Raw genomic sequence first — 22,184 nt, forward strand, 5'->3', positions numbered from 1 at the left:
TTGATCTCGATCAAGGTGGTGCGACAAGGGTGCGTGTACCTGCTGCAAGCATGCCGGTCCGAAGACCGGACAACATGAAGGCATTTCACCATGGTCGATCCGCTCGTCGTTGATCTGTCGCGCATCCAGTTTGCCGCGACAGCCATGTACCATTTCCTCTTCGTGCCTTTGACGATCGGGCTCTCCGTGATCATGGCGATCATGGAAAGCGTCTACGTGATGACGGGACGACAGGTCTGGCGCAAGGCGACCCTGTTCTGGGGCACGCTGTTCGGCATCAACTTCGCCATGGGCGTCGCCACCGGCATCGTCATGGAGTTCCAGTTCGGCATGAACTGGAGCTATTACAGCCACTATGTCGGCGACGTGTTCGGCGCGCCACTCGCCATCGAGGGCCTGATGGCCTTCTTCCTCGAGGCAACCTTCGTTGGCCTGTTCTTCTTCGGCTGGGACCGACTGAGGCCGGTGGCGCATCTTGCGGTGACCTGGCTGGTCGCGCTCGGCACCAATTTCTCGGCGCTCTGGATCCTCATCGCCAACGGCTGGATGCAGAATCCGGTCGGGGCGAGCTTCAACCCGGACACCATGCGCATGGAGATCACCAACTTCATGGAGGTGGTGTTCAACCCGGTGGCGCAGGCCAAGTTCGTCCACACCGTGTCGGCCGGCTATGTGTGCGGCGCCGTGTTCGTCCTCGGCATCAGCGCGTTCTTCCTGCTGCGCGGCAAGCATACCGACCTCGCCAAGCGCTCGATGGTGGTGGCCGCGAGCTTCGGCCTTGCTTCGGCATTGTCGGTCGTCGTCCTCGGTGACGAGTCGGGCTATGTCGCGACCGAACACCAGAAGATGAAGATTGCCGCCATGGAGGCGATGTACGAAACCGAGCCCGCCCCGGCGGCGCTGACGCTGTTCGCCATTCCCGGCCGCGACGGCCACCCCGCCTTCGAGGTGCAGTTCCCCTGGATCCTCGGCATCATCACCACGCGCTCGTTCGACCGCGACCTGCCCGGCATTACCGAACTCACCGAGCACGCCGCGCTCCGCATCGCCAACGGGCTCAAGGCCTACACTGCGCTCCAGGCAATCAAAGCCGACCCGGCCGATAGCGGTGCCCGCACCACATTCGACGCGGCCAAGGCCGATCTCGGCTATGCGCTGCTCTTGAAGAAGTACCGGCCGGACATCGAGAACGCGACCGGCGAGGAAATCGTCCAGGCGTCGCTCGATACGGTGCCCGACGTGTGGCCGCTATTCTGGAGCTTCCGCATCATGGTGGGCTGCGGCTTCTTCTTCATCGGCTTCTTTGCGCTGTGGTTCTACAAGGCGTCGATCCACAAGTTCGAGGACCAGCGCTGGCTGCTCTGGGCCTGCGTACTGGCGCTGCCGCTGCCCTGGCTTGCCATCGAACTCGGGTGGCTGATCGCCGAGTACGGGCGACAACCCTGGGTGGTGGAGGGCGTGCTGCCGACCTTCTATGCCGCATCGGGGCTGCAGGTGTCGGATCTCGTCATCTCGCTGGTGTTCTTCGTCAGCCTCTACACCGCACTGATCGTCGTCGAGCTCTTCCTCATGGTCAAAGCCATCCGGAAGGGGCCGTCGGACACGTTCGGCCTCGACGCGGGCGCGGAGCCGATCGAGCCGGTCGACGCGGTTGCGGTGAAGTAAGGAGCACGGAAAATGAGTTTCATTCCCCTCGACTACGAAGTGCTCCGCCTCATCTGGTGGCTGCTGCTCGGCATCCTGCTCATCGGCTTTGCGATCATGGGCGGACGTGATCTCGGCGTCGGCATGCTCTACCCCTTCGTCGGGCGGACCGATGAGGAGCGGCGGGTGCTGCTAAACCTCGTCGGCCCGACCTGGGAGGGTAACCAGGTGTGGCTGATCCTCGGTGGCGGGGCGATCTTCGCCGCCTTCCCACCGCTCTATGCGGTCAGCTTCTCGGGCTTTTACATCGCGATGATCGCGATTCTCCTCGCCCTGATCCTGAGGCCGGTCGGCTTCAAGTATCGCGGCAAGATCGCCGATCCGCGCTGGCGCGCCACCTGGGACTGGGCGCTGTTCGTGGGTGGGTTCGTGCCGTCGCTGGTGTTCGGCGTGGCGGTCGGCAACCTCTTCCTCGGTGCGCCCTTCCGCTTCGATGAGACGCTGCGGGTTACCTACGAGGGTAACTTCTTCGGCCTCCTCACTCCGTTCGCGCTGCTTGCGGGCCTCGTCAGCGTCACCATGCTCGTGACGCAGGGCGCCACCGTTATCGCCGGCCGCACCGCCGGCGACATGGCCGATCGTGCGCGCCGCTATGGCCGCTGGGCTGCGCTGGCGACGATCGTGCTGTTCGCGCTTGGCGGTCTCGTCGCACTGTTCGTGCTCAGCGGGTACAAGATCACGAGCGCGCAGACGCCGCTCGCACCGTCGAACCCGCTCGGCAAGACCGTGGTCATCGAGCCGGGCGCCTGGCGGGCCAATTACGAGCTGATGCCGTGGATGATCGCCGCTCCGGTCATTGCGGTGCTGGGCAGCCTCGTCGCCTGGTGGGGACTCGGCGCGCGCCGCGGGATCATCTCGCTGTTCGGTTCGAGCGCCGCGATTTTCGGCATCATCGCCACCGCAGGCCTGACGCTGTTCCCGTTTTTCATGCCCTCGTCGATCGATCCGGTCTCGAGCCTGACGCTGTGGGATGCTTCATCGAGCCAGCTGACGCTGTTCACGATGTTGATCGCCACCGCAGTCTTCCTGCCCATCGTTATCGTCTACACCGCGTGGGTGTTCCGGGTGATGCGCGGTCCGGTGACGACGCAGAGCCTCGGCAAGAACCCCAACGCTTACTGACGGAGAGAACTCATGTGGTACTTCTCTTGGATCCTCGGCATGGGCCTCGCCTGCGCCTTCGGCATCCTCAACGCCATGTGGTTCGAGTTCCGCGAGGACGCGGAACTCGCCAAGGCGCATCCGGACAGCAACCGGCCGGCGACGTGAGCCACTTGCCCTCCCCGCAAGGTGGGGAGGGCAAACCGTCAAGGCGCGAGCGTGTTCTTGTAGATCGTCCCTCCCTTCATGATGACGAGGAAGTTGGCGGGATTGGCGACGAGGTTGATGTTCTCGATCGGGTCGCCGTCGACCAACAGCAGGTCGGCGAGCGCCCCTTCCTCGACGACGCCCAGCTTCCCCGGATAGGGGTTGCGGAGACCAGTCAGCTGCAACAGCTCGCCATTCGTGCCGGTGGCCATCTCCAGGGCTTCGGCAGGCGTGTACCACTTGGTCAACAGGGTCAGCATATGCCCCTGGATCCTGGCCATCGCCGGCGAAAACAGGATGTCGGTGCCGAAGGCGGTCTTGATCCCGTACTGCTTGGCCCACCCGTAGATGCGGTCGGTGCCGGTGATCACCTGCCGCAGCCGCCGGCCGCTCTCTTCGGAAAGCGGGGTACCCTCCAAGCTCGCGTCGAAGGGCTGGGTCGAAAGCCAGATGCCTTTCTCGGCCATCAGCTTGGCATCATCCTCAGCCATCAGGTGCCCGTGCTCGATAACCTTCACGCCTGCCGCGATGCTGCGCTCGATCGCCTCGGGTGTGTAGGCGTGCACGGCCACGTAGGTTCCCCAGTTGCCCGCTGCCTCCACGGCGGCTCTCAACTCGTCAGCGGTGAAAGTCGAAGCATCGAGCGGGCTGAACGGGGAGGCCACGCCGCCGCCGGCCGTCAGCTTTATCTGGGAGGCGCCGAGCATCAGTTGTTCGCGCACCCGCGTGCGAACCTCGTCGGGGCTGTCGGCGATCATCGCCATTCCCAATTCTTCCATGCGGCTCAACTCGCCGGGACGGCGCGGCAACTCATGCAACTGCCGGAAGTCCCCATGGCCGCTGGTGACGCTGATGATGGCGCCGGAGGGGTAGATGCGCGGTCCGGCGACCAGCCCTTCATCGACTGCGCGCTTCAGCGAGAAGCTGTAGCCGCCCATGTCGCGCACGGTGGTAAAACCGCGCAACAGCGTCGCCTCTGCCTCGGCAGCGGCAAGCAAGGTCGAATAACCGGAGTCGTTGTTGAGCCCCTCGTCGGGCGTCGACGGGATAAGCATAGTGTGCCAATGCGCATCGATCAGCCCGGGCATCAGCACCCGGCCATCCCCGTTGACCACTTCGGCGCCGGCCGCGTCGATCGGGTCAGCCGAGATGGTCTCGATCTTGTCGCCGACGATCAATACATTGCTCGGCGCGCTGAGTTCCGGACCATGTCCGTCAAATATCCGTACGTTTTCGTACAGAACCGACGCGTCGGTCTGCGCCAGAGCAGCCGCCGTCAGTAGAACTGTGAGAATTGTCGCGGTGGTAACTCTCAAGTACATGATGATCCCTCCGGTAATGCATGGAAAGATCATCACGCTAGCAGCTAGCAAATTGCCTCGATAGAGCGGAAACCTCGAATCAATATTTCAGCGGAGTTGGAGCGGACTAGGGTGTAGGGGCGTCCGCGCGCAGCAAGCCCGCATGCTTCAGCTCGGCCCAGAGGTCGGCCGGGATCTCGACCCGCATGCTGTCGACATTGCGCCGCGGATGGTCGGGGTGGAACGCGCCGGGGATCACCGAGGCGACGATCCGGTGGTGCAGGGTGAACTGCAGCGCCGCTGCTGCCAGCGGTACGCCGTGCCGTTCGCACACGGCCTGCATGCGCCCAACCCGTGCCAGCTGCTCCTCGTTGGCGATGGCATAGTTGTAGCGCGCGCCCGGAATCGGACCTGTAGCGAGGATGCCCGACGCGAAGACGCCGCCGATGACGACGCCCACGCCACGTTCCTCGCAGGCCGGGAACTCGGCATCGAGCACCGGCTGCTCGGCGAGCGTGTAGGGCAGCGCAACGAGCAAGAAATCGAGATCGAAGCGCGCGAGGAAGCGCGGGATCGTGCCCATGCGATTGACGCCGGCGCCGATGGCCTTGATCAGGCCGGCCGACTTGAGCTCTTCAAGTGCGCGCATGCCGCCGCCTTTGTCGAGATCGTCGAGATGGTGAGCTACCAACTCCTCGCTGCCGAGATTGGCGAGGTCGAGATCGTGGATCACGAGTAGATCTACCCGGTTGCGCCGGAGCCGGTGCAGGCTGTCCTCATAACTGCGCATGATGCCGGCGTAGGTGTAGTCATGCCGGTGCTGGAACTTCAGCCCGTTGGGCCAGCTGCGCTCTGAGGACTCGAAGGCGGCAACATCGTCGGGCGCGAAAAGCACACGGCCGACCTTGGTCGAGACGATCACCTCGCCGGGTGGGCGAAGGTAGAGCCCCTGCCCGATCCGGTGTTCGCTGAGGCCACGACCGTACCAAGGCGAGGTGTCATAGAAGCGCACGCCGGCATCCCAAGCCGCATCGATCGTGGCATCCGACTGGCTATCGGGGATGGTGTTGAAGATGTTGCCAAGCGCCGCGCCGCCCAGTCCGAGCCGGGGTAGCTCGAGGCCGGTCCGGCCGAGCCGGCGCAGCGCGAACGGGTCCATCTCAGGCTCCGAAACGGACCGGTGTCGGGACGATCGTCGCCAGCAGCTCGTCGATCTCGCGCTGGGTGATCGGATCGACCTCAGTGGTAGGGCTACGGACGAGCGCATTGCGGATGATGCCGCGACGGACCAACAGCTGCTTGTGGATGGCGTAGAAGATGTCGCCGCCCTGGTTGCCGAGACGGTTCACCGCCATGATGGTCGCATCGAACCGCTCGCGGGCGGCCGCCTCATCACCGGCCTGGAAGGCGTCCCATACAGCGACGAAATCGGCGGGCTGGCTGCAGAACGGCATGGTGCCGCAGGCGCCACGCCGCAATTCCTCGATGAAGTAGCTGCCGCCGGCGCCGCCGAAAATGGTCAGCCGCTCGCCGACCGCCGTCGACATGGCGTGGACTTTGCCGGTGACCGGCAGGGTCTCGACCTTGATGTACTCGACGTTGCGGCAGGTGTCGGCAAGGCGCAGCGCGAGGCCGGGCGAGATCGGTCCCTGCGGCACATCCTGGAGGATGATCGGGATGCCTACTGCCGCATCGATGGCGCGGTAATAGTCGAAGATTTCGTCAGCGCTCACTGGCATGAACGAAGGCGGGATCACCATCAGCGCATCGGCGCCAGCCGCTTCGGCGGCCTTCGAGTAGAACACCGCGAGATCGGTGCCGGCGGCGCCAGAGTTGATGATGACAGGCACCCGGCCCTTCACGGCTTTCACCGTCGCAGCCGTGATCTGGGCACGCTCGGCTTCGTTGAACTTGAACACTTCGCTGCCCAGCGCCACGCCGAGGCCGTGCACCCCGGCCCCGATATTGAACTCGATCAGGCGCGCAAGGCTCTCCTCGTCGATGCTCCCGTCACTGTGGAACGGAGTGACGAGAATGGGCACTACGCCCCTGATGGCAGCCGAAGTCTTTGGCGCGGAAGGCATGGGGAAATGGCTTTCTAGCGATTTTCGAAGTTGAACATCTCCTCGACCGGGCGCTGCACCGGCGAGAAATCGGGATTGGTTTCCATGTAGGGCGCCATCATCTCCCACCAGCGCCAGGTGAGATCGCTGATCGGCGTACCGGGATCGGGTGCGCTGTCGCGCTCCATATAGGCAAAGAGGTCGAGCCCGTTGCGGTAGATCGAGAAGGTGCGCACGCCGTCGCGCTTCATGGCCGCGAGCATCTCGGGCCAGATTTCGTCGTGCTTGAGCTTGTAGATCGCCTCGTTGCCGGGCTTCAGCTTCATCATCCAGGCGATGCGGACCACTACCCTCTCCTTAACCGGCAAGGCGTTCGGCCGCGGTCGCGGCGACCGGCGGCCATACCCCGGCATAGCCGAGGCGGCGGCTAACGTGCTCGCAGGCGTCCCAGAGCATGGCAACCACCGGCATCACATTGTCGCCGCCGGGCTTTTTCACCGATGGGCCGGTGACACTCATGGCACCGACCGAGAGACCGGTGCGGTCGAGCAGCGGTACGGCGACGCAGTAAACGCCCATCACCACTTCCTGATCGTCGATCGAATAGAAGCGGGCGCGGATGCGCTCGATCTCTTCGCGCAGCTTTGCGGCATCGACGATGGTGTGGCTGGTGAGGGCGGGGAGCGGGTGGGCGTAGACCTCCTCGCGCCGCTCCTCGCTCATGTAGGAGAGCATCGCCTTGCCGGCGCCACCGCAGTTGAGGGGCCCACGCGAACCGATACGCAGGTCGAGCTGCATGCCCTCGTTGCCGCGCACCTTGTCGATGCAGACGCCGTTGAGGCCGCTCAACGCGTTGATGTTCACGGTCTCCTTCGTCGCCTCGGCGATCTGTTCGGCGAAGGGACGGCAGAGGCGTGGCAGGTCGATCCGCTCGAGCTGCAGCCCGGTAATTTCGAGCAGGCGGAAGCTCAGCTCCCACTCGCCCGAGGGCGTGCGGTCGGCGACGCCCGCTTCGGCCAGATCGAGCAGCATCCGGTGTACCGAGCCCAGCGGCAGTTGCAGCTGCTGGGCGACGGCGCGCACACCAAGCGGTCCCTTCCTCGCGAGAAGGTCCATGGCTTGCACGGATCGGATGATGCTCGACATGGGCCTCGTCGTCTTTCGTTACCAGTGGGTCTTCTTGGTGGTGGCGTTGGGCTCGATGAGATTGTCATCGATGTAGTCCCACTGGATTTCGTAGCCCATGCCTGGCCCCTTGGGCAGATGCACGAAGCCCTCGCTATCGATCTTATCGACGGTATTCTTCAGGTAGGGGTGCGGCTTGTCGTAGTCGACGCCCGGGGCGAGCAGACCCTTCTCGTAGTACTCGGACGTATCTTCCGAGGTTGCGCCGATGACCTGCAGGTTGCCCCAGCCGGCCATGTGCATCTCGCAGCGGAGGCCATAGGCTTCGGCCACGATGGCGGTCTTGCGGGCGCCGGTGACACCACCACGGACCACGTCGATGCGGCTCATGTCGCCGGCACCACGCAGAATCCATTCGGCACGGCTGAAGACGCCGCCGGCGATGATCTCGGGTGAGAGGATCGGGATCTGCAGCTCGCGGCTCAGCCGGACATAGCTCTCGGTCCGGTATTCCGGCATCGGGTGCTCGTACCAGTAAAAGTCAAGCTTTTCGAGCTCGCGGCCAACCTGGATGGCCTCTTCCATGGTCATGTACGTGCCCCAGGGATCGAACATCAGCACGTAGTCGGGGCCGACGGCTTCGCGGACGAGGTGGCAGGTCTCGATGTCGGCCTTGATGTTGGATGGGCGACCCGGGGTCGGGGTGCCGGTCTCGGGGTTCCAGAAATAGTGCGGGTGGATCTTGTACGCGATGTAGCCCTCGTTCTTCATGGCGAGAGCGTGCTCGGCATAGACGTGCGGCTTGCCGATATTGGGATAGGTCGAGGCGTAGGCCTTCACCTTCTCGCGGCCGGCGCCGCCCATGAGCTTATAAACCGGCAGGTTGGCGTAGCGGCCTGCGAGGTCCCAGAGCGCGTTATCGATCACCGACGCAACGTTTTCCTGGACGTTGGCGACCCACATCCACTTCCAGATCATCTCGCGATCCATCGGGTCCTGCCCGACGAGCAGGTCCTTGATGCGCCACAGGATCTGCTGCTGGTCGACGACATTCAGCCCCTCGTTGTCACCATGCGAGCCGCCACCGAGATAGTGGCCGACAACGCCCTCATCGGTGTGGATGGTCAGCACGGTCTGCATCAGCTGCGTATCCGGCAGCGGCAGCGCGTGCCCGACATCCCACCGGTCAGCGGTGGTTTTGAACGTCTTGATGGTGATGTCCGAGATCTTCACGGCACGGGTCCCTGTCAGATGGATTGGTCTTATTCGTAGGCGTCGCCGCCGCGGATACGGTCGAGCAGCACGGCGGCCAGCAGCAAAAGGCCGACGATGATGTTCACGTAGTACGGGCTGATGGCTTTGAGATCGAGAATGTTGGAGACCCCGGCGACAGCGAGGAGGCCAAGCACGCCGCCGATCGGGTTGCCGACGCCACCGCGGAGGATCGAGTAGCCGCCGATCATCAGCGCAGCATAGACCTGGAACTCGAGGCCGAAGCCGGTGGCACGGGCGGCGGAGCCGAGCTGCGATGCATAGACGATGCCACCGAGTCCGGCGCCGAAGGCCGAGAGCAGCAGCGCCCCGACGCGCACGCCCTTGACCGAAATGCCGGCGCGGGCGGCGGCACGATCGTCACCACCCACCGCCTGCACATGGCGGCCGACGCGCGTCTTGGTGACGATGACCGCCATGATCAGCGTCAGTCCGATGGCGAGGAGGAAGAACAGCGGCAGGCCGAACACCGAGATGCTTACGAGGTTGAACATGTCGATGTTGAAGGCAAAGATTGTGCCCTGCGTGCCGAGCAGCACCCAGGCGATGCCGCGCAGCGCTACCAGCATGCCGAGCGTCGCCGCGATCGGTTCGGCGCCGAAGCCAACAATGGCGATGGCGTTGATGCCTCCGAAAAAGAGGCAGGCGACGAGCGTCACCGCGGCGGTGCTGGCCGGGTCCCAGCCAAGCGAGATCAGCAGCGCGAACAGGGCCGACGAAAAGGCGACCATCGAGCCAATCGAAAGATCGACGACACCTGCAAGCAGCGCAAAGCCCGAGAAGGCGCCGACGATCAGCGGCACGATCAGGAAGGTGCCCATGATCGAGACGTTGGAAAAGCTCAGGAACTTCGGACCGACCCAGAACCAGCCGACAGCGATCACCGCGATGAAGGTGATGGTGATGGAAGCGACCGAGCCGGTGAGGACGGCGCGCCATTCCTCGCTGAGGCCCTTGCGAACGGGCGGGGCAGCGATGTCGGTCATGGTGTGCCCTTCCGTGCGCGCCAGCCATCGATGGCGACGGCGATGATCAGGATGAAGCCCTGAAAGATGGACTGGGTGTCCGAGCTCAGGCCGAAGAAGACCAGCGAGGTCGGAATGGTCGAGAGGAACCCGACCGACAGCAGCAGCAGCCAGAAGTTGCCACGCCCACCGGCAAGCGAGATGCCGGCAAGGATGACGCCGGCTATGATGTTGAGCTGCAGCGCATTGGCCGAACCCGGATTGAACGGACCGGCGGTGGCGGCGAACAGCACCGAGGCGAAACCGACGAAACCGCCGGCGGCCATGAAGATGGCGAAGCGGGTCGCCTTCAGCGAGATGCCGCGGGCCTTTGCGGCGGCCTTGTTGCCGCCGACGGCGATGGCGCGGCGTCCGTACTTGGTGCGTGGGATCAGGAAGCCGACGATCAGCACCAGCGCCAGCATGGGCCAGAAGATGGCCGGCAGCTCGAAGATCTTGGCGCGGCCGAAGTGATACATCTCGCTGTTCTGCGGCACTTCGGCGAGCTGGAAGACGAGGAACAGCACGGCTAGGCCGATGAAGTTGGTGGCGAGCGTCACGATCACCGGGTTGAGCTTGGCATAGACGACGATCGCGGCATTGGCGGCGCCCCAGACCATGCCCGAGATCACCGCGCCGACGATCACCACCGCCACCGGCATGCCGGCCTCGGAGAGGCGCACGGCGACGAGGCTCGCGAGGATCATGTTGGCGGGCTGACTCAGGTCGATGAAGCCGCCCGAGATGGCGACGAGGCCCTGGCCGATGGCAAGCACGCCGACGACGGCCATGGTGAAGGTGATGGCGAGCAGGGTCTGGTGCGAGAGGAAGTCGGGCCGGTAGAGCGCGGTCGCAGCGATCAGCGCCATCCATACGGCGAGAAGCATCAGGCCGGTACCCCAGCCACCGAAGCGAACCTTTAGCGGCACGACAGGCGCAGCGGTCTCGATAGCGGGGTTGACGGACATCGGCGGATATTCCGGGCGGGATCAGTGGATGGGTGGTCCGGGCGAGGCTCGCCCGGACCATAGGTTGGTCAGCCCTTATTCGGGCAGAACAGCTCGTACTCGGTGGTGCCGGCGGGGGCAGCGAGAAGCTGCGTCACGCGTTCGGCCATGTCGGGCACGGCCTTGGCCTGCTCGGCGGTCACCGGACACGGCTGGACCTTACTGGCCGGATCGCCGGCATCGGCCTTGAGCGGCGGCGTGTTGCCCTCGGCGATCGGCTTGATCACGTCCTTGATGGCATACACGGCGTAGCCCTCGAGGAAGTAGAACACCGAACCGGCGAGGTGAGGGTTGACGTTGTCGCCGGTGATGAAGGCGCCGTCCTGGCCCCAGCCGATGACTTCATCGGCGCGGCCAAGCTGTTCGGCGGCGTTGATGAGGGCGAGCACGCCGCCATCGTTGAGACCGACCACCGCGATCTTCTTGGCATCGGGATGGGCAGCGAGCAGGTCGCGGGCGGCGGGCAGGCCGACAGCGGCATCACCCTGGCTCTCGAAGCTCACGTACTTCTCCTTGGGAATGTCCGGGCAGACATTGCTCAGGCCGGTGCGCATGCCGCCCGTCCGCCACTCGTTGACGATGCCGGCGCCGGCGCCTTCAGCCGAAATCACGAGATCGGGGTTGCAAGCCCACTTCTCCTTGACGATGGCGCCGAGGCCTTCGCCACCGGCAATGCCCGCCGCGAGGTTATCGATGCCGACGAAGTACATGCCGGGGTCGGCGATGTCGTAGGTGACGATCGGGATACCGGCCTGCTTGGCGACAGCCGAGATGGCCGGGTTCGAAGCGGCCTGGCCGTTGAACTGGATGATCGCGTCGACGCCTTCCTGGGCGAAGATCTGCACGTTCTTCAGTGCGGTGGCCGGATCGTTGTTGTTGGAGAGCTCGACATAGTCCCAGCCCTCCTTTTCGGCGAGAGCGCGGGCGACGTCGCCCTGGGCCTTCATCCACTCGCAGCAGGTGTTGCCACCCACCGCCATCCCGAGCTTGAATTTGTCCTGCGCGTTGGCGATGCCGGCAAGGCCGAGAACGGCCGGGACCGACAGCGCCAAGACGGCGAGAGCACGGGTTGTGTTACGCAACATAGGTCTCCTCCCTTAGTGTGCTAAGTTCAGGCAGCCTGGGTGTCTGCCTCAGGCTGCAAGCTGGGCGGCGCGGGCCTCGGGCGAGTCGCCCGGGATGGCGCCGGTGATGAGGCCAACGATTTCGTTGACCTCGGTGTCCTTGACGGTGCGCGTCGCGATCGAGCGACCTAGGCGCATCACGGTGATGCGGTCGGCAACGCTCATCAGCTGCTGCATGTTGTGGCTGACGATGATCACCGAGACGTCCTGTTCGCGCAGGCCGCGGATGACCTCGAGAACTTGGCCGGTTTCGCGCACGCCGAGCGCGGCGGTGGGCTCATCGAGGATGACAATGCGGCGGCCCCAGAGCAGGGCGCGGGCAATGGCGAGGCACTGACGCTGGCCGCCCGACATGCCCTTCACCGACACATTGATCGAGGGCACTTTCACCTTGAGCGAGTTCAGCACGTCGCGGGCGCGTTCGCGCATCTGCTTGTCGTCGACGAGGTTGAAGAAGCGCTTCAGCGGGTTCTTCGAGAGCTCCTCGCGGCCGAGATACACGTTCTGGTAGGCCGACATGGTGTCGACCAGCGCGAGGTCCTGGTAGACGGTCTCGATCCCCGCATCCATCGCGTCCTGGGCGCGCTTCAGCACCACCGGCCTGCCGTCGATGACGATCTCGCCGCTCGACGGAGTGAGGATGCCCGAGAGGATTTTCAGCAGCGTCGATTTGCCGGCGCCGTTGTCGCCGACCAGCCCCACCACCTCACGTGGATAGAGCTTCAGCGATGCATCGGCGAGCGCCGTCACGGCGCCGAAATGGCGAGCGATATTGCGTGCCTCAAGCACGGGCGCAGCAGCCTCGTCCGGCATCGGATTCTCCTCTTACGCTCGCCGTACGTTCCGTATCTGGAACGAGCGTTTCATATTAGGGACAGGTAAATCCGGATCGGCGCCGCTGTCAACGGGACGCAGATTCGACTTGCGAAGGGGATGGGGATGCGGCCGGCTGCAAAAAGACACCGGTCGTCATCCCGGCGAAAGCCGAGACCCATCGCTCGGAGCGTTGGGCGAACATGGACCCGCCGGACCATCATCAACAGGTCAGCACCGACAACGCGGGTGGATGGCCCCCCGGCTTTCGCCGGGATGACGGCCGGTGGAGAAACCGAAGATGCTGCCTTACGTCGTCAGCACCCGGTGCAGCACGCCCTGCAGGTGCCGCTCCAGTGCTTCCACCGCGCCATCCACATCCCCGACGCCAAGCGCGTCGATGATGTCGAGGTGCTCCTCCATCGAGGTCACGGTATTGGCAGGACCCACAGCATTGAGGTTATGCAGGCGCAGCAGGTACATCTTCTGCGTCAGTCGGGCGTAGTTCACCCGGATCTGGTCGTTGTCGAAAGCATCGACGAAGGTGTCATGAAAGCGGCGCTCGAGCTTCTTGACCGGGACGCGATAAGCTTCGAGGTCGTTGACCTGGCGGACGAAGTCGATGATGGCGGTGTGTTCGGCGCGGATCATGTCGATCCAGTCGCGCCGTACCGACCGGGCGAACTTGCGCAACCCTTCCTTCTCCAGCAGGCCGCGGAACTGAAAGCAGTTCCCGACGAACTTCACGTCTGGATAGAAGATGGTGATGCCGACCTTGCGGCGGACGCTGATCAGTCCCTCGGCCTCGAGCAGCGTCGTCGTTTCGCGCATCGGCGACAGCGAGATGCCCAGAATCCGGCACAATTCTTCCTGCGTCAGCGTCTGCCCGAGCTGTAGCCGCCCCTCGATCAGCGCATCGAAGAATGCCTGGTATCCGGCATTCTCGATTTCACCCCTCATCCTTTTCTCCTATCAGCAAGCGCATTGACAGCCGTTTGACGGTCATAATACGCTCTTATTCATACGAATAAATATATTTAATGCCGTTTGCCAGACCAAGATTGCGAGCGGCTGCGCCCCGCCGGGCGTGGCCGTATCGCACAAAGGACGGCGAGGAGGACATCGGGATCAGCGGGTTTGCGCAGGTTTTGCTGGCGCTCGCAGCTCTCGTTCAATGTTCAAGCGCCGATAGCCTGAACCTGCTCAAGGGAGGAAGAGCATGACCGAAGGTAACAATAATCAGAAAACCGGCTGGACGCGCCGCCGCGTGCTCGGCACCGCCGCCAGCGGTCTGGCACTCGCTGCCGCTGGCGGCTTTCCGATGCCGGCCATCGCGCAGGGCAAGAAGCTGACCTACTGGGGCGGGCTGATCTTCTCGGATGATGCCAACAAGCTGCTGACCGACACCATCAATGCCTGGGGCGCGGCCAATGGTATCGCCACCGAAGTGGTGATGATCAACCAGAACGAGACGACGCAGAAGGTCTCGGCGGCGGTGTCGTCCAACACCATGCCGGATGCGCTCGACATGGGCCTCGGGCTCGCTCGCCTTCTCGCCCGCCAGAGCCAGTTCTCCGATGTCGGCGATCTCTACAAGAAGATCGGTGACGCCCAGGGTGGCTGGTTCTCCGGCCCCGACACTGCCTCGGACCTGACGGGGGACGGCGGCATCGCACGCGTCGGTATCCCGTTCGGCGTCAACGGCAACCTGCTGCTCCGGCGGAAGGACCTGCTGGAGGCTGCCGGCTTCACCGAGCCGCCGAAGACGTGGGACGAGCTCGTCACGCAGGCCGAAGCCATCAACAAGCCTCCGGTCTCGGGTCTCGGCCTCGCCCTCTCCAACGTCGGCGACGCCAACCTTCAGGTCGCGGTGCTGCAATCGTTCGGCGGTCGCATCGCCGATGACGCGGGCAAGAAGGTGACGCTCGATACGCCCGAGACGCGCCTGTGGCTCACCTGGCTCAAGAACGCCTGGGACAAGGGCCTGTTCTCGCCGGGCAACACCACCTGGGACGGCGCCGGCGACAACCAGGCCTACCTGTCGGGCCAGGCCGGCTTCATCGGCAACACCGGTTCGGTCGGCATTGCCGCCAAGAAGGACGATCCGGAGCTGTTCGAAGCCAGCGCCTTCTCGCCGCTGCCGGGTGGACCGAAGGGCATCATCTCGCCTATCGACGTGCAGCTGCGCGCCATCACCAAGGCGAGCCCGGTGCAGGAAGAGGCCAAGGCGCTGCTCGAGCACCTCAGTTCACCGGAGTTCATGAACGCCTACTTCAACGTGGCGATCTACGGCCCGGTGCTGCAGGCGCAGGAAAAGCTCCAGGCCTTCGATGGGACCAACACGATCCTCGTCGGCCTGCTCGGCCTCGCCAAGAACGGCACGGCCCCGGCCTACCCGGACGTCAACAATGCCGCCTTCGCCGATTTCGGCTCCAACTTCCTGATCCCCAAGCTGGCACAGCGCGTGGTGGTGGATGGCTGGGACTTCGACAAGGCAATCGCCGAAGCGCAGACGCAAGGCCAGGCGATCTACGACAAGTACGCCTGATCCAGGAGTTCCTCCCTGCCGCGGATGGTTCCCCCCGGGGCCATCCGCGGGTTCTTTAGCGAGGCCGGCCGATGACACTTGCAATCGACCAAGGCAACAAGCCCCGCTCCCGCTTCGGCGGCGGCTTCAAGCTCAAGTTTTTCGCCTATGCGCTCGTGGCGCCGGTGGTGCTGCTGATCCTGGGCCTCGTCGCCTACCCGTTCCTGTTCGCCATCTGGGTGTCGTTCACCGACATGGTGGTCGGCAGCGCCGGGCAGTTCATCGGTTTCAAGAACTTCGAGTACCTCGCCGGGACCTCGACCTTCTGGAGCGCGATCTGGAATACGGTCACCATCGTTCTCGTCTCGGACGGGCTGAAGCTCGGCATCGGGCTGGGACTAGCGCTGCTGGTGCACCAGAAACTTCCGGGTCGCGGCATCTTCCGTTCGTTTCTGATGCTGCCCTGGGCCATGCCGGCCTTCGTCGCCTTCCTCACCTGGCGCGTGCTGTACCAGCCGATCGGCGGCGGCATTAATCTGATCCTGACGCAGACCGGGCTCCACTCCGAGGTCATCGATTTCCTCGGCACCCGGCAGACCGCCATGGCGTCGGTGATCGTCGCCTCGGTGTGGCGCGGCTTTCCGTTCTGGTTCGTCTCGATCCTCGCGGCGCTGCAATCGGTGCCCAAGGAGCTTTACGAGGCGGCGATCGTCGATGGCGCCAATACCTGGCAGCGGTTCTGGAACGTCACCATTCCATCCATCCTGCCGGTGATCATCGTCACGACGCTGCTGAGCTCGATCTGGACCGCCAATGGCTTCGAGCACGTCTGGCTGCTGACTGCCGGCGGCCCGTCGGACGCCACCATGGTGTTCCCGGTGCTCGCCTATTTCGGCATGCAGACGCAGCGCATCGGCGAGGCCGCCGCCGTCTCGGTCTACATGCTGCCGGTGCTGGCCATTCTCGTGCTCTTTGCCACTTCGCTGATGATGCGGAGGGAGGAATAATGACCAGCCTCGCCGAAGTCGCCAGCGCGGCCCCCGTCAATGCCAGCGCCGAGGCGCGGCGAAAGTTCCTGACCGCCCGGATTCTGAGCTACGCCGCGCTGATCATCGCGGTGATCCTGGTGCTGTTCCCGATTTACTGGATGATCATCACCTCTCTGAAGCTGCCGCGCGAGATCTATCGCGTGCCCTCGCTGTGGCCGAAGACATTCACGCTCGACAATTTCTCGAAGCTCCTCGCCGATGGGAAGTTCCTGCTGGCGATCCGCAACAGCTTCATCGTCGCTTCGATCGTCACCGTGATCTCGGTGATCATCTCGAGCTTTGCCGCCTATTCGATGGTGCGGTTCCGCTACCGCTTCCGCGGCGTCATCGGGCGGCTGATCCTCTTCGCCTATCTCACCCCGGGCTCGCTGCTGTTCATTCCGCTGTCGATCGTCATGGCGCAGCTGAAGCTCGGCAATTCGCTGCAGGGGCTGATCCTCGTCTATCTGACCTTCTCGCTGCCGCTCGCCACCTGGCTGCTGCAGGGCTATTTCCGCGGCGTGCCGCGCGAGCTCGAGGAACAGGGAATGATCGACGGGCTGAGCCGCTTCGGCGCGCTGATCCGGATCGTCTTGCCGCTCTCCGCACCGGGCATCGCGGCGGTGGCGATCTTCACCTTCACCGGGGCGTGGAACGAACTGCTATTCGCGCTTGTCCTGACTACCTCGGAAAGCGTGCGCACGGCGCCGCTCGCCCTCAACTATCTCATCACCTCCGACGTCCTTCCCTGGGGTCCGCTGATGGCGGGCGCGGTGATCTCGTCGGTGCCGTTGATGATCCTCTATTTCGTCGCCCAGCGCTTCATGGTGGCCGGAATGACCGAGGGGTCGGTCAAGGGCTGACCGCGGGCACGGATCAACTTCAAACACAGGAACAGACGACGATGGGTATCAGGGTTGCGGTTGGGCAGTTTCACGAGCTGACCGAGGAGCGGTTGCGCTTTGCGGCGCAGATCGGGGTCAGCGGGTTGCAGATGAACAACCCCACCCTCCCCGGCGACAGCCGCTGGGAAGAGAAGGACGTCAAGGCGCTGGCGAAGCAGGTGACCGATACCGGGCTGAAGTTCGAGGCGATCGAGAACGTCCCCACCCACTTCTACCACAAGGCCATGATGGGCCTCGAAGGCCGCGACGAGCAGATCGAGAACTACCAGGCGACGATCCGCGCCGTGGCCCGAGCCGGCATTCCTGTGCTGGGTCTCCACTTCATGCCCAACTCGGTGTGGACCACCAAGCGTGATGCCGCGACCCGCGGCGGCGCCGTAGCGCGGCAGTTCGACATGTCGGTAGTCGAAGCCAATATCGACAATCTCGAACTGCTCCGCACCTACATGCCGACGACGCTTGGCCGCGCTTCGTCGATGCCGCTGTTCGGCAAGGACGGTCCTGTGATTACCGAAGAGCAGATGTGGAGCAACTACGAGTACTTCATGAAGGCCGTGCTGCCGGTGGCCGAGGAAGAAGGGCTGAAGCTGGCGCTCCATCCGGACGATCCGCCGGTGCCGATGCTGGGTGGCGTCGCGCGGCTGTTTTACAAGCCCGACAACTTCAAGAAGGCCTATGAGCTGGTGGGCAAGTCCGATGCCTGGACCCTCGACCTCTGCCTCGGCTGCTGCTCGGAAATGGTGGGCGGCAAGACCAACGTCACCGAGATGATCGAGTACTTCGCGCCCAAGGGCCGCATCTCCTACATCCACTTCCGCGACGTGAAGGGCTCGGTCCCCGACTTTACCGAGTGCTTCATCGGCGACGGCAATTTCGACCCGGCCGAAGTGGTAGTGCTGCTCGCCAAGAACGGCTTCGACGGCTTCCTCCTCGATGACCACGTCCCCAAGATGGACGGTGACAGCGACTGGAACCACCGCGGGAGATCACACGCCATCGGATACATGCAGGGCCTGATCCGCATGGCGGAGTTTTTGCAGAAGGCCTGAGCCATCTGGCCACTCTTATGACAGCCGGCGTTCTAACGAAGCGCCGGCTTTCGTTCACCGCGCCAGCCGGTGCCTATTTCCTATTTGATCCTATTAGGTTAGCGTCCTGAGTGGATACCAATTGACCGTAGCGGGGGCAGCGGCACAATGGACGATCAGATCATTCGCAGCCGGCTTCTGTCCGGCGAACGCATCCTGTGGTCGGGCCGCCCGGCGCAGGGTTTGCTATTCGTGCCAAGTGACGCCTTTCTCATCCCGTTTGGCTTGTTTTTCTTGGGATTTTCCATCTTCTGGATCGCCATGGCCTCCAACGCAGGTGGAGCCTTCTTTCTGTTCGGCATTCCTTTCGTGGTCGTAGGGTTGTTCATGAGCGTCGGACGCTTTTTTGTCGACGCATGGCTGCGCCAGACGATGGTTTATGCCGTCACGGACCGACGCATCCTAATCGCGCGTCCCGCCCCCTTCGGGCGCTTCATCTCTGTCGATCGGAGCAGGATGCCCGAGAGCGAACTTCGGGAAGGCGTAGATGGACGAGGTACCCTGCGCTTCGGACCGCCGGCAACTGCGGTCTATACACGGAACAATCTTGCGTCAGCTATTCCGGCACTCGATCCGACGCCGCAGTTCCTGGCGGTGGACAACGCGCGTCAGGTCTTCGACCTCGTGCAGCGGCCGGCAACCTAAAGGCCATGGCAGTCGCGGCAAAGCAAAGGGCGCCACAAGGGCGCCCTTTTCATTTCTGCTGTCTCGCGCCTCAGTGGCTCGGGCTCGGCGGCAGGCCCTTGGCCTTGCGCCAGGCCTGGTATTCTTCCTCGGCGTCGGGGTGCAGCGGGTAGTAGCGGCGGAGCGATTCACCGGCGGTGAGCTTTTCGCGGCTGAAGACTTCCCATTCGGCGTGCTTCTTCGAATCCTCGATGACCTTTTCGGCCATCGACTGGGGCAGGACGACGACGCCGTCATCGTCGGCCATGATGATGTCGCCCGGGATGACCATGACGCCGCCGCAGGAGACCGGTACGTTCACCGCCGACGGCCAGATCGATACCTGCACGTGGTAGTTCGGCGTCCAGCCGCGCAGCCAGATGGCGAGGTCGAGCTTGTCGACATTGGGCTTGTCGCGCATGACGCCGTCGATGACGATGCCGGCACCCTTACGGCCCTTGAAGTAGGTCGACATCATGTCGCCGAAGACGCCCGAGCTCATGTCGCCGCGCGCATCGACGACGACGACGTCGCCCTCTTCCACTTCATAGAGCACGTGGCGGTGGAGCTGGATCTCCGGATCCTTGTACTCGCCTTCCGCGAACAGGTCGGGGCGCTGCGGCATAAACTGCAGGGTGAGCGCGGTGCCGACGATCGACTTGCCCTTATACTGGCTGACCGGGCCGACCATGTGCGGGTTGCGGAAACCGGCATGGCCGAGCGAACCGGCGACGGTGGCCGTGCCGATGTCCTTCAGCGCACTGATGACGTCCTTGCTCGGACGTTTGAACGCGGGAATCTTGGCCTGAATGATGTTGACCATTGGGTGTCTCCTCCAAATGAGATGTGGGCCTACCAGTTGGTGACCGAACCGTCGCGGCGCTTAAGATGGGGCGCCTCCCAGAACTTGAAGCTTTTTGCCGTGAGTGCGGCTTCGTTGACCTCGATGCCGAGCCCCGGGCCGTTGGGCACGGGGAACACTGCGCCGTCGAGCGCCGGCATCTGCGGGAACAGTTCCGCTGTGGGCGTGCCTGCATAGAGGTCGGTGGCGTTGGCGCGGACCTCGAGGGCGAAGAAATTCGCCGTGGCCGCCGAGAAGTGGATGGTCGCCGCGGTGCAGATCGGCCCAAGCGGATTGTGCGGCATCAGATCGACATAATGCGCCTCCGACCAGCCGGCGACCTTCATCGCCTCCGTGAAGCCGCCGACATTGCAGAGATCCAGCCGGTTGTACTGGTGGATGCCGCGCTCGATGTAGGGCAGGAACTGCCACTTCGATGCAAATTCCTCGCCGATGGCGAAGGGCACGTCGGTAAGGGTGCGCAGCGACTCGTAGGCCTCGGGTGTCTCGTCGCGGATCGGCTCCTCGAGGAAATCGAGTGTGCCGGACGGCATCTTCTGGCAGAAGCTCGCCGTCTCGGCGACGGACAGGCGGTGGTGGTAGTCGATGCCGAGCACCACGTCCTCGCCGAGCTCCTCGCGGGCGCGCCGGAGGAATTTTGCAGTCTTGCCGACACTCTCGCGCGGCTCGAAGATATTGTCCTCGCCACCCCAGGCGGCGGGGAAGAAGCGGATGGTGTTCCAGCCACGGGCAATCAGCGCCTTGGCCTGCTCGATGGTCTCGTTGCCGTCTTCGGTGATGGCGCCGGTCGAGGCAAAGGTCGGGATCACCTCGCGGTGCTTGCCACCGAGCAGTTCGTAGACCGGGACACCCAGCGCCTTGCCCTTGATGTCGTGCAGCGCGATGTCGAGAGCCGACTGCGCAGCAGTGAGGACGCGGCCGCCCTCGAAATACTGGCTGCGGTAGAGTTCCTGCCAGATCGCACCGATCTTGAACGGGTCCTTGCCGATCAGCCACTCGCGAAAATGCTCGAGGGCGCCCACGACGGCCTTCTCGCGGCCCGAGAGCCCGCTTTCGCCCCAGCCGAAAATGCCTTCGTCGGTCTCGACCTTGACAATCAGCTGGTTGCGGTGGCCGACCCAGACGGGGAACGGCTTGATGTCGGTGATCTTCACTTGCGGGTCTCTTACCAGCTGGTCATGGAGCCGTCTTCGAGCCGGGCGACCGGCAGGTAGGCGGCTTGGTAGGGATATTTGGCGGCGAGATCTTCATCGATGTCGGTGCCGTGCCCGGGCGTCTCGTTGGGATAGAGATAGCCGCGGTCGTAGCGCCAGTCGCACTTGAAGACGTCGTAGGTCTCCTTGGTGTAGCCGGTGAACTCCTGGATGCCGAAGTTCGAGATCGCGGTGTCGACATGGATGTTGGCGCCCATGGTGGCAGGCGACATGTCCATCGGGCCGTGGCAGGCCGACTTCACATGATAGATCGAGGCGTAGTCGAAGATCTTCTTGATGCCGGTGACGCCGCCTGCGTGCACGGCGGTGACGCGGATGTAGTCGATCAGCTGCTCGGAAATCAGTGTCGTCGTATCGTAGATCGAGTTGAACACCTCGCCCACGGCCAGTGGCTGGGTGGTGTGCTGGCGGATGAGGCGGAAGCCTTCCTGCAGCTCGGCGGGAATGGCGTCCTCGAGCCAGAACAGGCGATAGGGTTCGAGATCCTTGCCGAGGCGGGCGGCCTCGATCGGGGTCAGGCGGTGGTGAACGTCGTGCAAGAGGTGGACGTCCCAGCCGACCGCGTCGCGCAGCTTGTCGAACAGTTTCGGCACCAGCGGCAGGTATTTGTGGGTGGCCCAGACCTCCTCCGTCACCATTGGCTTGATCATGCCCCCGGCGGCCTGGTCGGTGGAGGGGCCGGTGCCGTAGATCGGCGGCAGGCCGGGGATCGAGACCTGGGCGCGGATGGCCTCGAGGCCCTGCTCTTTTAGCTTCAGCACACCTTCGACGACCTCGGGAATATCGAGGCCGCCGACATGCTTGTAGACCATCACCTTGTCGCGCGACCGGCCACCGAGCAGCTGGTAGAGCGGCATGCCCGCGACCTTGGCCTTGATATCCCACAGCGCCATGTCGATGGCGGCGATGGCCGCCATGGTGATCGGACCACGGCGCCAGTAGGCGCCCTTGTAGAGATACTGCCAGATGTCCTCGGTGCGGAGCGGATCCTTGCCGATCAGCGTCGGCGCGATGTGGTCCTGCAGGTAGCTGACGACCGCGAGCTCGCGGCCGTTCACCGTGCCGTCGCCGATGCCGTAAACGCCTTCGTCGGTGATGATCTTCACCGTGGTGAAGTTCCGCCCGGGCGAGCAGACGATGACCTTGATCTCTGTGATCTTCATTTCTTGAGGCTCG

22 protein-coding genes are annotated in these 22,184 nt (G+C 63.9%); 8 read left to right on the forward strand and 14 right to left on the reverse strand.

What is annotated here, in order from left to right:
• Positions 1 to 90 precede the first annotated feature (90 nt).
• From ACOYW5_RS13410 to cydX, 3 genes are read left to right on the forward strand one after another with little or no spacing between them, the layout of a single operon-like run.
• Positions 91 to 1,665 carry a cytochrome ubiquinol oxidase subunit I gene (locus ACOYW5_RS13410; RefSeq protein ID WP_423065390.1) on the forward strand — a complete coding sequence of 525 codons (1,575 nt, stop codon included), beginning with the start codon at positions 91 to 93 and terminating at the stop codon, positions 1,663 to 1,665.
• A 12-nt stretch (positions 1,666 to 1,677) separates the two neighbouring features.
• On the forward strand, positions 1,678 to 2,826 hold the full coding sequence (gene cydB, locus ACOYW5_RS13415; RefSeq protein ID WP_423065391.1) for a cytochrome d ubiquinol oxidase subunit II: 1,149 nt from the start codon (positions 1,678 to 1,680) through the stop codon (positions 2,824 to 2,826).
• Between the two features lie 12 nt (positions 2,827 to 2,838).
• On the forward strand, positions 2,839 to 2,973 hold the full coding sequence (cydX, locus tag ACOYW5_RS13420; protein WP_423065392.1) for a cytochrome bd-I oxidase subunit CydX: 135 nt from the start codon (positions 2,839 to 2,841) through the stop codon (positions 2,971 to 2,973).
• Between the two features lie 38 nt (positions 2,974 to 3,011).
• Here the strand turns inward: cydX and ACOYW5_RS13425 are convergent, their stop codons facing one another.
• From ACOYW5_RS13425 to ACOYW5_RS13475, 11 genes are all read right to left on the reverse strand, one after another.
• A complete protein-coding gene (locus ACOYW5_RS13425; protein WP_423065393.1) occupies positions 3,012 to 4,334 on the reverse strand; it encodes an amidohydrolase family protein in 1,323 nt (440 codons plus the stop codon).
• Between the two features lie 106 nt (positions 4,335 to 4,440).
• Complete coding sequence (locus ACOYW5_RS13430; RefSeq protein ID WP_423065394.1) at positions 4,441 to 5,472, reverse strand: aldo/keto reductase; 1,032 nt, start codon at positions 5,470 to 5,472, stop codon at positions 4,441 to 4,443.
• Position 5,473: 1 nt separating this feature from the next.
• Positions 5,474 to 6,397 (reverse strand): dihydrodipicolinate synthase family protein, encoded by a 924-nt coding sequence (locus tag ACOYW5_RS13435; protein ID WP_423065395.1) that lies wholly within the window; start codon positions 6,395 to 6,397, stop codon positions 5,474 to 5,476.
• A 14-nt stretch (positions 6,398 to 6,411) separates the two neighbouring features.
• Positions 6,412 to 6,723 (reverse strand): L-rhamnose mutarotase, encoded by a 312-nt coding sequence (locus ACOYW5_RS13440; RefSeq protein WP_423065396.1) that lies wholly within the window; start codon positions 6,721 to 6,723, stop codon positions 6,412 to 6,414.
• Positions 6,724 to 6,733: 10 nt separating this feature from the next.
• Positions 6,734 to 7,522, reverse strand: coding sequence for an IclR family transcriptional regulator (locus tag ACOYW5_RS13445; RefSeq protein WP_423065397.1), 789 nt, complete (start codon positions 7,520 to 7,522; stop codon positions 6,734 to 6,736).
• An 18-nt stretch (positions 7,523 to 7,540) separates the two neighbouring features.
• Positions 7,541 to 8,734 (reverse strand): enolase C-terminal domain-like protein, encoded by a 1,194-nt coding sequence (locus tag ACOYW5_RS13450; protein ID WP_423065398.1) that lies wholly within the window; start codon positions 8,732 to 8,734, stop codon positions 7,541 to 7,543.
• Positions 8,735 to 8,763: 29 nt separating this feature from the next.
• Positions 8,764 to 9,759 carry an ABC transporter permease gene (locus ACOYW5_RS13455; protein WP_423065399.1) on the reverse strand — a complete coding sequence of 332 codons (996 nt, stop codon included), beginning with the start codon at positions 9,757 to 9,759 and terminating at the stop codon, positions 8,764 to 8,766.
• On the reverse strand, positions 9,756 to 10,745 hold the full coding sequence (locus ACOYW5_RS13460; protein WP_423065400.1) for an ABC transporter permease: 990 nt from the start codon (positions 10,743 to 10,745) through the stop codon (positions 9,756 to 9,758). Before ACOYW5_RS13460 ends, ACOYW5_RS13455 begins: the two co-directional genes overlap by 4 nt.
• A 68-nt stretch (positions 10,746 to 10,813) precedes the next feature.
• Complete coding sequence (locus ACOYW5_RS13465) at positions 10,814 to 11,869, reverse strand: sugar ABC transporter substrate-binding protein (protein WP_423065401.1); 1,056 nt, start codon at positions 11,867 to 11,869, stop codon at positions 10,814 to 10,816.
• Positions 11,870 to 11,917: 48 nt separating this feature from the next.
• Positions 11,918 to 12,721 (reverse strand): ATP-binding cassette domain-containing protein, encoded by an 804-nt coding sequence (locus ACOYW5_RS13470; protein ID WP_423065402.1) that lies wholly within the window; start codon positions 12,719 to 12,721, stop codon positions 11,918 to 11,920.
• 309 nt (positions 12,722 to 13,030) lie between these two features.
• Positions 13,031 to 13,681 carry a GntR family transcriptional regulator gene (locus tag ACOYW5_RS13475; RefSeq protein WP_423065403.1) on the reverse strand — a complete coding sequence of 217 codons (651 nt, stop codon included), beginning with the start codon at positions 13,679 to 13,681 and terminating at the stop codon, positions 13,031 to 13,033.
• A gap of 259 nt (positions 13,682 to 13,940) precedes the next feature.
• On the opposite strand from ACOYW5_RS13475, the gene ACOYW5_RS13480 reads away from it, so the two are divergent.
• The 5 genes from ACOYW5_RS13480 to ACOYW5_RS13500 all read left to right on the forward strand — a co-directional run bounded on the left by ACOYW5_RS13480 (position 13,941) and on the right by ACOYW5_RS13500 (position 18,914).
• A complete protein-coding gene (locus tag ACOYW5_RS13480; protein WP_423065404.1) occupies positions 13,941 to 15,269 on the forward strand; it encodes an ABC transporter substrate-binding protein in 1,329 nt (442 codons plus the stop codon).
• 71 nt (positions 15,270 to 15,340) lie between these two features.
• Entirely contained in the window at positions 15,341 to 16,255 is a 915-nt protein-coding gene (locus tag ACOYW5_RS13485; RefSeq protein WP_423065405.1) for a carbohydrate ABC transporter permease, read from the forward strand.
• On the forward strand, positions 16,255 to 17,139 hold the full coding sequence (locus tag ACOYW5_RS13490; protein ID WP_423065406.1) for a carbohydrate ABC transporter permease: 885 nt from the start codon (positions 16,255 to 16,257) through the stop codon (positions 17,137 to 17,139). The genes ACOYW5_RS13485 and ACOYW5_RS13490 overlap by 1 nt, the downstream gene beginning before the upstream one ends.
• Positions 17,140 to 17,180: 41 nt before the next feature.
• Positions 17,181 to 18,230, forward strand: coding sequence for a mannonate dehydratase (locus ACOYW5_RS13495; RefSeq protein ID WP_423065407.1), 1,050 nt, complete (start codon positions 17,181 to 17,183; stop codon positions 18,228 to 18,230).
• A gap of 147 nt (positions 18,231 to 18,377) precedes the next feature.
• Positions 18,378 to 18,914, forward strand: coding sequence for a PH domain-containing protein (locus tag ACOYW5_RS13500; RefSeq protein WP_423065408.1), 537 nt, complete (start codon positions 18,378 to 18,380; stop codon positions 18,912 to 18,914).
• Between the two features lie 70 nt (positions 18,915 to 18,984).
• Here ACOYW5_RS13500 and ACOYW5_RS13505 read toward each other — a convergent pair whose 3' ends face one another.
• From ACOYW5_RS13505 to manD, 3 genes are read right to left on the reverse strand one after another with little or no spacing between them, the layout of a single operon-like run.
• Positions 18,985 to 19,755, reverse strand: a complete 771-nt coding sequence (locus tag ACOYW5_RS13505) for a ribonuclease activity regulator RraA (protein WP_423065409.1) — start codon at positions 19,753 to 19,755, stop codon at positions 18,985 to 18,987.
• A 29-nt stretch (positions 19,756 to 19,784) separates the two neighbouring features.
• On the reverse strand, positions 19,785 to 20,948 hold the full coding sequence (locus ACOYW5_RS13510) for a mandelate racemase/muconate lactonizing enzyme family protein (protein ID WP_423065410.1): 1,164 nt from the start codon (positions 20,946 to 20,948) through the stop codon (positions 19,785 to 19,787).
• A gap of 11 nt (positions 20,949 to 20,959) precedes the next feature.
• Positions 20,960 to 22,171 (reverse strand): D-mannonate dehydratase ManD, encoded by a 1,212-nt coding sequence (gene manD / locus ACOYW5_RS13515; protein WP_423065411.1) that lies wholly within the window; start codon positions 22,169 to 22,171, stop codon positions 20,960 to 20,962.
• Positions 22,172 to 22,184 lie beyond the last annotated feature (13 nt).

Origin of the sequence: Devosia sp. CN2-171, assembly GCF_049354815.1 — a bacterium.
In the GTDB taxonomy this organism is placed as follows: Bacteria; Pseudomonadota; Alphaproteobacteria; order Rhizobiales; family Devosiaceae; genus Devosia_A.

Coding starts and splice junctions, on each gene's coding strand:
- ACOYW5_RS13410 (WP_423065390.1), top strand. CDS start 91: ATGGTCGATCCGCTCGTCGTTGATCTGTCGCGCATCCAGTTTGCCGCG.
- cydB (WP_423065391.1), top strand. CDS start 1,678: ATGAGTTTCATTCCCCTCGACTACGAAGTGCTCCGCCTCATCTGGTGG.
- cydX (WP_423065392.1), top strand. CDS start 2,839: ATGTGGTACTTCTCTTGGATCCTCGGCATGGGCCTCGCCTGCGCCTTC.
- ACOYW5_RS13425 (WP_423065393.1), bottom strand. CDS start 4,334: ATGTACTTGAGAGTTACCACCGCGACAATTCTCACAGTTCTACTGACG.
- ACOYW5_RS13430 (WP_423065394.1), bottom strand. CDS start 5,472: ATGGACCCGTTCGCGCTGCGCCGGCTCGGCCGGACCGGCCTCGAGCTA.
- ACOYW5_RS13435 (WP_423065395.1), bottom strand. CDS start 6,397: ATGCCTTCCGCGCCAAAGACTTCGGCTGCCATCAGGGGCGTAGTGCCC.
- ACOYW5_RS13445 (WP_423065397.1), bottom strand. CDS start 7,522: ATGTCGAGCATCATCCGATCCGTGCAAGCCATGGACCTTCTCGCGAGG.
- ACOYW5_RS13455 (WP_423065399.1), bottom strand. CDS start 9,759: ATGACCGACATCGCTGCCCCGCCCGTTCGCAAGGGCCTCAGCGAGGAA.
- ACOYW5_RS13460 (WP_423065400.1), bottom strand. CDS start 10,745: ATGTCCGTCAACCCCGCTATCGAGACCGCTGCGCCTGTCGTGCCGCTA.
- ACOYW5_RS13465 (WP_423065401.1), bottom strand. CDS start 11,869: ATGTTGCGTAACACAACCCGTGCTCTCGCCGTCTTGGCGCTGTCGGTC.
- ACOYW5_RS13470 (WP_423065402.1), bottom strand. CDS start 12,721: ATGCCGGACGAGGCTGCTGCGCCCGTGCTTGAGGCACGCAATATCGCT.
- ACOYW5_RS13475 (WP_423065403.1), bottom strand. CDS start 13,681: ATGAGGGGTGAAATCGAGAATGCCGGATACCAGGCATTCTTCGATGCG.
- ACOYW5_RS13480 (WP_423065404.1), top strand. CDS start 13,941: ATGACCGAAGGTAACAATAATCAGAAAACCGGCTGGACGCGCCGCCGC.
- ACOYW5_RS13485 (WP_423065405.1), top strand. CDS start 15,341: ATGACACTTGCAATCGACCAAGGCAACAAGCCCCGCTCCCGCTTCGGC.
- ACOYW5_RS13490 (WP_423065406.1), top strand. CDS start 16,255: ATGACCAGCCTCGCCGAAGTCGCCAGCGCGGCCCCCGTCAATGCCAGC.
- ACOYW5_RS13495 (WP_423065407.1), top strand. CDS start 17,181: ATGGGTATCAGGGTTGCGGTTGGGCAGTTTCACGAGCTGACCGAGGAG.
- ACOYW5_RS13500 (WP_423065408.1), top strand. CDS start 18,378: ATGGACGATCAGATCATTCGCAGCCGGCTTCTGTCCGGCGAACGCATC.
- ACOYW5_RS13505 (WP_423065409.1), bottom strand. CDS start 19,755: ATGGTCAACATCATTCAGGCCAAGATTCCCGCGTTCAAACGTCCGAGC.
- manD (WP_423065411.1), bottom strand. CDS start 22,171: ATGAAGATCACAGAGATCAAGGTCATCGTCTGCTCGCCCGGGCGGAAC.